At 39.0% G+C, this 12,744-nt stretch carries 7 protein-coding genes; all 7 read right to left on the bottom strand.

The features are described 5' to 3' along the window. Nucleotides 1-95 precede the first annotated feature (95 nt). Entirely contained in the window at nt 96-1,619 is a 1,524-nt protein-coding gene (locus tag MKY80_RS03310; RefSeq protein WP_342532003.1) for an alpha-amylase family glycosyl hydrolase, read from the bottom strand. 142 nt (nt 1,620-1,761) lie between these two features. Further along, complete coding sequence (locus MKY80_RS03305; protein ID WP_012292941.1) at nt 1,762-2,130, bottom strand: YisL family protein; 369 nt, start codon at nt 2,128-2,130, stop codon at nt 1,762-1,764. 186 nt (nt 2,131-2,316) lie between these two features. Further along, entirely contained in the window at nt 2,317-3,219 is a 903-nt protein-coding gene (locus MKY80_RS03300; protein WP_025116790.1) for a fumarylacetoacetate hydrolase family protein, read from the bottom strand. 127 nt (nt 3,220-3,346) lie between these two features. After that, nucleotides 3,347-4,510, bottom strand: a complete 1,164-nt coding sequence (locus tag MKY80_RS03295; protein WP_089986726.1) for a DUF418 domain-containing protein — start codon at nt 4,508-4,510, stop codon at nt 3,347-3,349. 83 nt (nt 4,511-4,593) lie between these two features. After that, nucleotides 4,594-8,310: a helicase-exonuclease AddAB subunit AddA gene (gene addA / locus MKY80_RS03290; RefSeq protein ID WP_342531997.1), complete on the bottom strand. Its 3,717-nt coding sequence runs from the start codon at nt 8,308-8,310 to the stop codon at nt 4,594-4,596. Between the two features lies 1 nt (nt 8,311). Further along, nucleotides 8,312-11,821, bottom strand: a complete 3,510-nt coding sequence (addB, locus tag MKY80_RS03285) for a helicase-exonuclease AddAB subunit AddB (RefSeq protein ID WP_342531995.1) — start codon at nt 11,819-11,821, stop codon at nt 8,312-8,314. Nucleotides 11,822-12,099: 278 nt separating this feature from the next. Further along, a complete protein-coding gene (locus tag MKY80_RS03280) occupies nt 12,100-12,738 on the bottom strand; it encodes a TVP38/TMEM64 family protein (protein WP_342531993.1) in 639 nt (212 codons plus the stop codon). Nucleotides 12,739-12,744: the final 6 nt, after the last annotated feature.

Here is a 12,744-nt window from a genome sequence, read left to right as displayed (position 1 = left end):
ATAGCTTGGAATTGCCGAGCTATTGGAGCATCCGTAAATGAAAACAAAAATAGCATGTTAGGATGATTCCTAGCATGCTATTTTTTGTGTAGATATTAAGAAGCGTCTTGTTCTTGACGACGAACTTTTCCTCGTTTAATGATGATTACAACAAAGCCAATAAAGATGACCCAAACTAAACCAAGGGCAACCATATACGGCACGTTTAGCCCCTCATCATTGCGAACCTGATAAATCTCTACCATTTCTCTGTCTAAAATGACTGGATACACTTGCTTTTCATTTATACGAACTTTTTCCTCATGTAAAATCCCGTTTAGCATTTTCCCTTCACCCAGTTGTTCAGGTGTTAAGTCCACTCGCTGGGTTTTGCTCGTATTATTGACCATAATTACCCATTGCTCTTCATCCGAAGTACGTGTAAAGACAAGTAAACCATTCTCATTAGTAATGATGTTAAAATCACCATTACGTAAAGTAGCAGACTGATTTCGTAAGGATTGAACATTTTTAATATAGTCAATTAATTCTTCATCTGTTTTAAAGTTATAAAGTTGATGTGTATCAGGTTTAGCTTCCCCGTTCATCGCAATTTCTGTACCATATTGGACAACTGGAGTTCCTGGCATCATAAATAAAGCACCCATAGCCATTTTTAAACGTGTAGGTGGGAACATGTTTTCATTCGCAGAATCGAATGTAAAACGGTGTGTTTCTAAAGAATCCACCATAATTTGCGTCGGCTTTTCGCCTGAAAACGGTTCTGTCAATTTAGATGAGTCCATATCAACATTCTTAAAGATATTGCGATAAATTTCTGCTGTCGCTGGTGAGAAGGTTGCATCAAAATCAGCCTCGCTCGCTTCATTTGTTATGACATAAAGAGATGCTTTTGACTCTTTTAATGCCGCTATCATTTTATTAATAAAATCCGTATCAGCATCTGAAATATGAGTTAATCGAATTCCACCAATATCATATGTAGAAACAAAATCGATTGCAGATTGAATAAGTGCTTCTTGCACATCTGTATTCGTTAAATCCCATTGAACTTGTCCATTATTCGTAGAAGCAATCCAGTCTGCTTTCGCAGCATCCTTTGCCCATTCATGTTTAGGACTTACATCATTGAGTGGAAAATCCACCATTATAGACATATTTTTAGCTTTATAAGCCTCTACAACACTTTGGAATTCTTCTGCAGTTCCAAAATGGCGTTCAATCGTAGAATAGCTTGTTAGCATGGATCCATCATATTTCTCTGTAGAATAAATAGGTCCAATGGAAACAATCGAATAGCCCATTTCATCGATAAATTTTAATTTATCTTGTAAACCTGTAAAATCCCCTCCTGCAAATTTCGAAGGGTCTTGCGTATTTGTATCAAAATCGTTTGTGCCCGAGCCATTAAAGAAACGGTCAACGAGTAAATCATAGATGCTCTCTTCTGCAATCGATGTTGTCGCTTTTTCATCCGCATGCGCTACAGGTGTAGTACTTACGAATGTAGTAGCTAGTAAAAGTGATGCAGCTGTCGCACTTATCCACTTCTTGAATTTCACTGTTATTCCCTCTCTTTCAAACCAATCCATCGTCATTTTACCAAATATCACTGTCACGTCGCTATCTTTTCAAAAGATTTTACGAAAATGCGGAAGGAATTACGGCAAAAAGGTGTCCGTTCCCTTCCATTTCAGTATGATCGCTGTTTTTAATAAAATAAAAGCCGCGAAGCAAATACTTCACGACTTTCACCAAATATTATGCTAAGAAGTTTTGACCCATTGGTAGCTTGAAGCCTAGGAACAATGTAATCAATAAGAATACTGCAAATAAAATCCAAAACATGCCAGTTGGTTTATTTTTCTTTTGGCGTACTAAAACCATTTCCATCATACCAATTACTAGAATACCGCCTATGAATTTAAAGCCGTAAAGCATGCCCATGTTGTAATTCATGCCTTCAATGAATAATGCCCCACCTGTAATGATAATTAGTACATAAAATAGACGCAATGTCATATGTAAGCCTTTTGATTGCTTGCCCATTAGCGCAGCGATTAAAAAGATAACAATAGCTACTACCCAAGTAGTAATATGCAAATGCGTTTGGCTAGTTAAAAAACCCATGTTTGTCCCACCTCATTCATTTTTCTATCAAACTCTATCCTACCATGCGATGGAAAGGGTTTCAAACATTACAATAGTGTTCACATAATTTACACCATTTGTGACTTAGAAACTCCCTAAAAAACAACTTACACGGTAAGTATTAAAAAAATCCGCGGAGTAAAGACTCACGCGGATTCCCTATTATTATTCAAAATGGTTGACTAAAGTACCGATGCCTTGAATAGATACTTTTACCGTATCTCCAGCCTTTAAGAATTGTGGCGGGTTCATGCCTTTTCCAACTCCAGCTGGTGTACCTGTTAAAATAACATCCCCTGGCTCAAGTGTTACATGCTGAGATAGGATAGATACTAAAGTTTCAACTGAGAACATCATGTCCTTCGTCGAGCCATTTTGGCGCACTTCATCGTTTACCTTTGTGACTACTGTTAAGTCCTGAGGATTGGGAATTTCATCCTTTGTCACAAGATATGGTCCAAGCGGACAAGTGCCCTCCAAGCTTTTACCTAAGAAGAATTGTTTATGCTTCTCTTGTAAATCACGAGCTGTTATATCATTGGCAATTGTATAACCAAATACATAATCATATGCTAAGTTTTTCGGAATGTTTTTACCACGTTTTCCAATGACAATCGCAAGCTCCCCTTCATAATCCATTTTCGATGAAAGGTCCGCGTGAATGGAAAGTGTTTGTCCATCTGCCGCAATAGCCGTTGGCGATTTTGTAAATACCATTAATTCCGTTGGTGCTGCTTCTGCACCCATTTCTTTGGCATGTTCATTATAATTTTTACCTATACACATAATATTTTTGGGTGTACGTGGAATGGGTGAAAGCCACTCGATTTCTGTAAATTCACGTTTAAAACTATTAGCACGATCTGATTTTTCAGCTGCTTCTACTAATTTACGAATCTGTTCAACGAAATCAAAGCCTAGTGCAATACCATCTACAATAGAACTTGAAAAAGAAGGGAGAACTTGAAGTTCATTTTGAATAGCGAGTACATCCCATACCGCTTCTTCTTTTTTTACTTTTGGTCCAAAGCTTACATGTCCACCTAATTTGAATGATAAAATTTTCATGATTGAAAGAGCTCCTTCTTTTTTCTACATGATACAACAATATGATAGAAATTGCCTCACTTTTGCGACAATAATTTTATAAGTTGTTATATCTTCATAGATTATGCATGTGAAGCGGAATATATTATCACATTTCTACTTTTTCCTTATACGTTAATTTACGCCATAAAGCCTCTAAAGGACCTTGCTTCCATTTTGTTAACCAAATTTCGGCGATGATCATTTGCACAACAATTATTCCAATGGCAATGAGTACGCCTGTTTCTACACTTATCTTCCCATACCAGCCAAAGCCAAATTGATAGAATAAACACGTGCCGATAATGGAGTGCATAATATACATCGTTAACGACATCCGTCCGATTTTACCAAAAGGACTAAGTAGCTTGGGTACAATTGGTAACAGGCAAAGTAGCACTATGACCGCGGCATAACCCACTGAAAGGATAGGACCACCTATGTATACCTTTAAATAATCAAATAAATACGTCCGTGTAAACATGATGGGTAAACTTTTGATCGTTATACCTATAATCACCCCAGTAATCGCAAGTGCTAGCCATAGCCATTTTAATTCTTTCGCTCGCTCTACTAGTCGCCATTTTGATGCAGCTGCCCCTATTAACATATACGGTAAAATAGTAAACAATGCCGCAAACCACATTCCTATACCTGCTTGTGTCGATAAGTCTGTTAAGCGTTGCATAAAAGCATCTAGCCAGTTTCCTGTACCGTAAGCTGTAATCGCCTTCTCTACAGATACAATATCTAAATAGTCATCCACCTTCGTATTAAATTGCATAATCCCAATGACAAATAACATAAAAACTTGCATCAAACCGTTAATCATAACTGCACTAACCACTAACCAAATAGGGCTTAAACGTAGTAAAAGCACTAAAAATATCCCACAAAAGGCGTACATCATTAAAATATCGCCCCACCATATTAGCACGGCATGTATGAAACCAAAGGCAAATAATACAGAAAGTCTACGTAATCCTAGCGTATAGAAATTTTGCTCACGACTTTGTGCTTTTTGCCACTGCATGGCAAGCCCATATCCAAATAGCATCGCAAACAGTGGGTAAAAGCTACTTTGTACATAAATATCTAAATTTTTTTGCCATACGATATCGGATGGTGTTGTAAACCAAGATGCTAAATCAATATGCGGCATTGGCAAATAAAAGGTATACATATTTACGAGCAAAATGCCTACTAAACTAATACCTCGTAAAATATCTAATGTTGCTAGTCGATCCTGCAACATTGTCGGTTTGAACTCCACAAAATAGCCTCCTCTTAAATAGCAGCTATGGTTGAAGCAGAGCAAGCAAAAAATTGCATCCTCCGCTTTTCCATAACAAAAACTTATGCCTGTACAGTTTGTTCATTATCGAATAAATACAGCACTTTATCGCTTACTTTAATTTGTAAAATGGACTCAATAGCCTCACTATAAACACGAAGCTGAACAGCATAACGCCCCATTATTTCTTTTGTCAGAGCGGGCTCCTTTGCAAAATGAGGCAAAATACGGTCTGTCTTATAATCTAGCAAGACCCAGTTGCCATATTCATCCTCAAACAAACAGTCGATAATCCCTTGGACGATTTGAGTATCCCCATCTTCATCTACTCTGCTAATAGTAAATGGCATTTCTCTACGAATCTGTCTTGCTTGCTTAAAGCGTTGCCCAATTTCGGTATGAAAGAAATGAAAAACTTTCGCTATAGGGACCACTTTTCCTTCTGCCTCTGTCAGTAGCTGTTTTGCTACTAAATCTGCTACAAAGCCTTTTACAGCTCCAATATCATCAAAGCCAAACTGTGGAATATGCTGCATCACTGTATGGACAGCCGTTCCTATTTCGGCACCTGTTAGCTGTTGATCCTGTAAAAATGTTGGTCGTGGTGCAATAGAAGCTGACGTCTGCTTAGCTGGAGGTGCAAAATAATATTCTGGCTCCTCCTGACGCTGTAAGTTTTCTATACGTTTAATTTCACTAACCGATGTTTTAGAACGTTTTCTTGTTGACTTTTGATACGTATACTGCGCTTGAAAGCGTGTCGTTATTTCGGATAAAAGCGCCTCGTCCTCTTGTGTTGTAAGGAGTTGTTGTATGTCATCATCAAATGGCTGTATATCATACGAATAATGTCTCGTATCAACCGGCTGTATCCACCAATGGGATGGGCTGTCCAATTCCTTATATGAAGTGGTAGCTTGAGAGGCAAAGTCACCATGCCTTGCCACGGCTGGACCAACCCAGTCTAGATAGCTATTAGCTCTTGCCCGCAAATATTCTTGAAGTGGGGCATCACTTGATATATTTTGCGCATCCTGCCAGTTGTCTCGCGTTTTCTCCCAATTTTTCACGGAACCCACTAAAATTAGACGCTCCTTCGCGCGTGTCATGGCAACATATAAGACACGCATTTCCTCTGCACGCATTTCCAGCTCTTTCTTCTCTTTCAGCGCCAAAAACGGTAATGAAGTATAAGTAATGCGATTTTCTGGGTCAATGGCCTTTACAGCTAGTCCAAAATCTTGGTCGAATAAATAAGGATTATGAAAATCCATTTTATTAAACGGACGTCCCATCCCTGCCACAAAGACTACAGGATATTCTAATCCTTTGGAGGAGTGAATGGTCACAAGGCGTACTACATCGTCCTTTTCACCAATTGATTTAGCCGTACCTAAATCATCCCCACGTGTACGCATCCGATCAATAAAGCGTAAAAAGCGGAAAAGACCTCGAAAGGCTGTTTGCTCATACATTAATGCACGATCATGTAAAATTCGTAAATTGGCCTGACGCTGCTTACCGTTAGGCATTGCGCCAACCATTTCATAATAATGTGTATCTAAATAAATTTTCCAAATTAAATCTGATAGTGACCCACGACGTGCTAAATCTCGCCAATTTTCAAAAGCTAGCATAAAGCGTTGAAGTTTTTCAAACGTAGTTGTCTGTATCTCTTGTCCTTCACTTCGGATAAATTGTCGTAGCGCATCATAGAAAGGTACCTTTGAATCAGCTAAGCGAATTTTAGCTAATTCATTTTCTGTTAAGCCAACAAACGGTGCACGTAGTACGGAAGCTAACGGGATGTCCTGATAAGGGTTATCTACTACCTTTAGGACATTTAACATAATCATGACTTCCAGTGCATCAAAATAGCCTTTGGACGACTCTGCATAGAGTGGAATACCTGCTAGCTTAAATTCCTCCACTAAATCTGTCGACCATGTCATAGAACGCATTAAAATAACAATATCACTATACTTCAACGGCCTTTCTGTCAGTGATTTCGTATCATAAACAGTTGTTCCATCTTCCATCATTTGTCGAATACGATCAATAATAAAACGTGCTTCATATTGTGACTTTTTTAATTCCTCTAGCTCAGTCGCTTCTTCCGTCTTATCCTCTTGCTCGTCTACCACTTCCTCATCCTGTGGAGGGTGCATTACGACAAGCTCAACAGGTACTTCTTTTTCATCATAGGGCGCTGCGGGCTTTAATGACGCATTGTCATCATAAAGAATTTCGCCAACACGCTCACCCATAATTTGTGCAAAAATATAGTTCGTCGCGTTCAATACCTCTTTACGACTACGAAAGTTAGCATTTAAATCAATACGCATGCCCGTTACCTCAGGCGTTTCCAAGAACTCACTATACTTCCTCATAAAGAGCTTAGGTTCAGCTAAGCGGAAACGATAAATACTTTGTTTGACGTCTCCCACCATAAACAGATTACCATCCTGTTCTTCCCCTGACTTGACAAGTTGTAAGATCGTTTCCTGTAGCATATTTGTATCCTGGTATTCATCCACAAGTACTTCTTTAAAACGTTTTTTCAAATCAAGTGCTACGGGAGATGGCTGTAGCTCTCCATCGATCTCGACTGTTAAAATTTGCAGTGCATAATGTTCTAAATCTGAAAAATCAATAATACCCCGCTCTAATTTGGCAAGTCGGAATTGCTCACTAAAAATCGTCGTCAATTCCACTAATGTGCCAATAATTGGCGCCATTAAGCGTATTTCTTCTAGCAATCGTGCGGGGGTGCGAATAAAATAGGTTTCTTTCATTTTATTCATAATTTTTTTCGCTGCTTCTCGCTTTTTCTTTGCAAGCTCCTGTAGCTCCACGTCTACTAAAGCATCCTTGGATACTCGTTTTAATGTAGACCATTTAACGGTCGCAAAATAATCAAAGAGTTCCTGCCATGTACCTTCCTGACTTATTCGAATCCCTTCCTGAATCATAGCAAAATCAATTTCTGCCGTTTCAGCATAGGGGGCAGGTCCATCGGGTTGGAGGGTGATTGCTCGCATTTCTGAAATTAGGACGAAGGCTTCCTCCAAACTATGTCGAACAGTCAATTTAACATAGTGAGATAGCTCTAAATCATCAATCGTCACTTCCTCTGCTAATTCATAAGCTTTTGGTAAACTCCTTAGCCATCTTTGAGGCTCTGCGTGTACACGAGAAGTATCGTAAAGCTTACTAATCAGCGTTTCAATCGCTTGATCATCTCGATCCGACGTAAAGCTATCCACAAGTCGATAAATAGCTTGTACCTGTGTCTCTTCTTCAGAATCATAGGCTCCTTCTAGAACATCCGCCACTATATCATCTCTTAATAAAGCTACCTCTGCTTCATTAGCAATACGAAATCCAGGATCGATGTCGAGCATATAAGCATATTGTTTAACAATCGCTAAACAAAAAGAATGCAATGTTGATATTTGCGCCTTATTAATAAGACTCAGTTGTCTTCTTAAATGATTGGAAGTTGGATTTTCTACTATAGCCTTTTCTAGAGCTTCTGACATTCGATGGCGCATTTCAGCTGCTGAAGCATTCGTAAAGGTCACCACCAGTAGCTCATCTACATTAATGGGATTGTCAGTAGCAATAACTTTTTCAATCATACGATTAATCAGTACCGCTGTTTTCCCGGACCCCGCCGCAGCCGACACAAGTGTATCTTGCCCACTAGCGTAAATGGCCTTCCACTGATCGTCTGTCCAAGAGACATTCGCTGGCTTTATAGGAATTGTTTGGACCATGCTACTCTATCTCCTTCCGAATTTTATCAACAATTTCATTTGGTTTCGCTTGCATCAACTGACGATAGTTTTGTTTACCATCGGATGGATCAAATTGGCAAACCGCGGCAAATTGACAATAGTCACAGGCCGTTTTGGATTTTAATTTATACGGGCTGATGGCAGTATCACCAGACAAAATCCCGTTCCCTGCCTCCTGATGCTTACGACGTACGAAATGCTGGAGTCTTTTCATATCATTTACAGGCACAATGCGTGATTGCGATTCAGAAGGTGTTCCATCTTTTTTCATATAAACAGGGATAATTTTTGAGTGTCCACTACTTTCCTCTAACTGCTCGTCCATCGATAAAATGGACTCAGCATTCTCAGACAGCAGACCCTTCATTTTATATTGCTTTAACCGGTCCTCTTCTATTTTACTATCCGTCATATCCTTATCTAGTTTTAACATAGGATTATGGACATGAACATACAGTACCCCAGCTGGCTCCGTTTCCCCTGGAAGCCAATAGGAGCTATTTTCCATTGCCACATCTAAATAAGTAAGTACCTGTAAAGACAATCCATAATAAACCTCATTTAAATCTAAATCTCGAGCTGATGATTTATAATCAACAATCCGTAAATAAGAACGGTCATCTATCGAGGCACTATCGATACGATCAATACGACCTCGCATAAACATTTTTTTACCACTAGTTAAATCAATCTCAAGAGGTGGAAGCTGTTCATGTTGTCCTGGGCCAAATGATGCCTCTATCGCAATTGGCTTAAAGTGAGACACATTCGCATGTTGTGTCAATGCCATCATCGTGCGCTCCACAATTCGAATAAGCTTCCGCTGAATATAGCGATAACGCGCACTAGATAATAAAATTTGATGGGAGAAGACAGGAACAATTTGCTCTACTGCTTGACGTGCCAACTGTTTAATTTGCTGTTTTGTTAAACGAATCCAAGATAGCTGCAGTCGGTGAGTTTCCTCTGTTATCCACTTTAATGCCTCATGGAATAGATCACCCATTGCAAAGGTTTCTAATCGGTACTCCGCACGTTCCTCTAAACGTAGACCATACGTTGTGAAATGAGAAAATGGACATCTAAAATATTTCTCTATTCGAGATACACTAGATGTAAGTTTTTTCCCATATAGCTCTTGAGTTATATAGGTTTCCAATGGCTGTGCTTCATTTTTATGAGTAATCGGATAATGTACTCGATCAAAGATAAGTGCCCAGTAAGGGTCCTGCTGATAAAATTTTTGTAGCGCCAGCCATTCAGGTGCCAGTTCACGGCTATGCTCTGCCTGACGTAGTTGCACCATTAAATGGGCTAATGCAGTTCGTGGATGGCGTAAATACGGTAAAGCATTTCCATCTAATAATTCTATTGGATCCATTACAACCCGCTCCGCCTGAATCCCACTTAACAGACCAGCTGTTTGATCATTTCCGATGAATTTTTTTATATAAAGAGACGATAACAGTGCCTTTCCTTCTTCATCTGCTGTAGGATACGTCAAATAAAGCTTATCTGACGGTGTTGTGGCAGCACGATAAAATAAGTAATTTTCCTGTAATAAACGGTTAGAGGAGGTTGGTGCAAGCTCATAACCAATTTGACTAAACCATTCACGCTCCGTATCTGACAATAAACCTTCATATTCCATTCGAGTTGGATATACACCATCATTCATTCCTAAAACGAAGGCCACTTTAATATTGGATAAACGAGCTAAATCAACCGTCGCTACCATAACCTCATCTAATGTTGGTGGAATGCGAGAAAATTCTAATGTATCAAAGCCTTCATCAAGAATTTTAGCCGCTTCCTCCACTGACATCTCCTGCTCGCCAAACATATAGACAAATTGATCCAATACATTGATCCATTCATTCCACGCTTGCTCATGTTCACTCGCTGCGAGTGCATCCCCTCGCTCAAGCTCACGATCCTTCATAGCTTGAAGCTTCTCATATACTTGTAATGACTCTACTAGCTCAAATAAAGCAGTGGCAACATCCTTACCCGTTGGCGCCATACTCAGTTTGTCTTGAAACTCCTTTAAAGGCTGACGAATTTCGTCACGAATTGCCTCAATTTCTGCTTGCATTGCACGTTCCTCATCTGTTTGTACACGTGAATGGAACTCAAGCCCACGATACTTTTTATAAAACCACCGAGCCTCTTCAAACCAACGTTCACCATAGATTCCTTGCGCTAAGCAATAGTTTTCCAATCGATCAGCTCGCTCACGCCAAATAGTTAGCTCTGCTTGTAAGGGGAAAAACAAATCTGTTTTTACACTTCGAAATACGGGTTCATACTTCCAATTAGACGTCATGATTTCTAATGCCGAACGACTAAGCTCAATCAGAGGATGATGGAGCATTGTTTTTTTAGTATTTGTAAAAATAGGAATTTCATATTGTTGAAAAATACTTGTAATCAATGGGTCATAAAGTTCTGCTTGTCGATATAAAAGGACAATGTCTTGATAACGATAGCCATCTTCTCTTGTTAACTTTGTTATTTCCCGGGCAATCGCGTGAACCTCCGCTCGACGATTCGATGCTTCAAACACCATTACATCTCCAGAAGTTTTTTTCGTTTGTGGCACCATATTACCAAAATTCGCTTCCACATGTTGTAAATCTTCAGATTGAAATCTTTGAGTATAATAAAAATGTAAAGGTGCCTCGACGTCTATGCCCTCTTCATTTGCAATATCATGTAGTCGTTGATTCGTTAACGCCGCTTCATGAAAAAGAGCCTGTTCATCAAAAGCTTCGTCTATATGATCAAACGGGAGAACGACGGTTACCTGTTTAGTTACCTTAAGCAATTCTCGTACCAGCTCTAACTCTCGCACTGTGAAGGCTGTGAATCCATCAATATAAATAGTTGCTTGCTTCATTGTTTCAGCATACTTCAATTGCTCCGTTAATATCGGATAATAGCCCTCACTATCGACATATGTCGTACCAAGTCGTTCTTCTAATGCCTGCAAAACAACATGTAAATCATTCGTTTTGGCTTGTAAGGTATTTGGCGCGTCAATCGCCTTTAAGGATTCTGTTACTTCAGCTAAAACAGAGCTATTGACACTATATCGACTAAATTCTTTTAAAAGTGTTTCAATTTCCTCCGTAAAACCACGTTTTCCAGCAGCTTGTCTAAATAAGGAGAACTCACTTTTTTGTTCCTCCAAAAGTTTACGAATCAGCATTCGATAACCATAGCCATTCACTTCTTTACGAGCAATACCACCTGTCTCCTGTAAAACGAGCCATGCTAAACGCTTAAACGTCATCACTTGCGCACGAATCAAGCCCTGCAAACCATGCTTATTCGTTAGCTCATATTCCGTAGAATAAGACATCTGGTCAGGAACAATGACAAAAATAGGTTGACCGAGTGGATCAGTCTTTAGCTGTTCAACAATTTCTTGATGAATAAATACGGATTTCCCTGTTCCCGAGCGTCCCGAAACAATTCGCAATGTCATTTCGTTTCCCCTCCTCTATAAATTACTGTCTAACTATTTTGATTGCACGTTAGCATCCATTCACTAACATTTATATATAGATTATTTTTTATCGTTTCTATCACTTAACCTGATTCCATTGTCAGAGTGACGCTATAAACATCAGTGATCCTCTAGCTTAAATTCTATCGAAAATAACTAGCAAATACTATCTATCAACCTTCGATAGACAATAAAAACCAATGATTCATTTCACAAAAAAACAGCCTCTTCAACAAATCAAAGAGGCTACAACTATTTTATCTTGCATGGTGATCCTGTTTTTTCGTCAAATTTCGCGCTTGTTTTAAATCTCTTTCTACACGAGCATTCAAACGCTTCTCAATTAGTTTACCAATAAACCATAAAATAACAATCGCAACTGCCGCAATTATTAATTTCACAGGGCTTGTTAGTAACGATTTTAAATCATATCCCAATACACTCATACCTAAAATCATCACGAATTTTCCTGCTAGTAAAACGACTAAGTAAAATTTTTTATGAATATGGGATAAACCCGCCACAATGTTCACAATGACAGAAGGGGTAAAAGGGAAACATAGGAGGACAAAAAGAGGGCTTATGCCATTCATATCCACCCATCTAATAAGTTTCTGTACTTTTTTACTGCCAGTTATAAATCGCAACCTTGGATGTTTACCAAAATGTCGAACAAGCAAAAATACCACGTATGATCCAGCCGCAGAACCCAACCAAGATAATAAAAATCCAAGCCATAAACCAAATGCACTTGCATTAGCTACAACGAACACCACTAATGGTAGGAATGGTAAAAACGCTTCTAGAAAAGGTAGCAGTAAACCAATGACGGGGCCAAGTGTTCGATACTGCGCCGCAACAAGTTCAATATTTTCTACTGTAAACCATTCTTTCACTATCGA

This window comes from Lysinibacillus sp. FSL R5-0849, from assembly GCF_038595075.1.
Classification (GTDB): Bacteria; Bacillota; Bacilli; order Bacillales_A; family Planococcaceae; genus Lysinibacillus; species Lysinibacillus fusiformis.
The sequence above is the reverse complement of the archived record's forward strand: the minus strand, read 5'-3'. Positions and strand labels throughout refer to the sequence as shown.

Excerpts from the sequence above, each read along its gene's own strand:
- MKY80_RS03305 (WP_012292941.1), bottom strand. The coding sequence starts at position 2,130 with ATGGGTTTTTTAACTAGCCAAACGCATTTGCATATTACTACTTGGGTA.
- MKY80_RS03300 (WP_025116790.1), bottom strand. The coding sequence starts at position 3,219 with ATGAAAATTTTATCATTCAAATTAGGTGGACATGTAAGCTTTGGACCA.
- addA (WP_342531997.1), bottom strand. The coding sequence starts at position 8,310 with ATGGTCCAAACAATTCCTATAAAGCCAGCGAATGTCTCTTGGACAGAC.
- addB (WP_342531995.1), bottom strand. The coding sequence starts at position 11,821 with ATGACATTGCGAATTGTTTCGGGACGCTCGGGAACAGGGAAATCCGTA.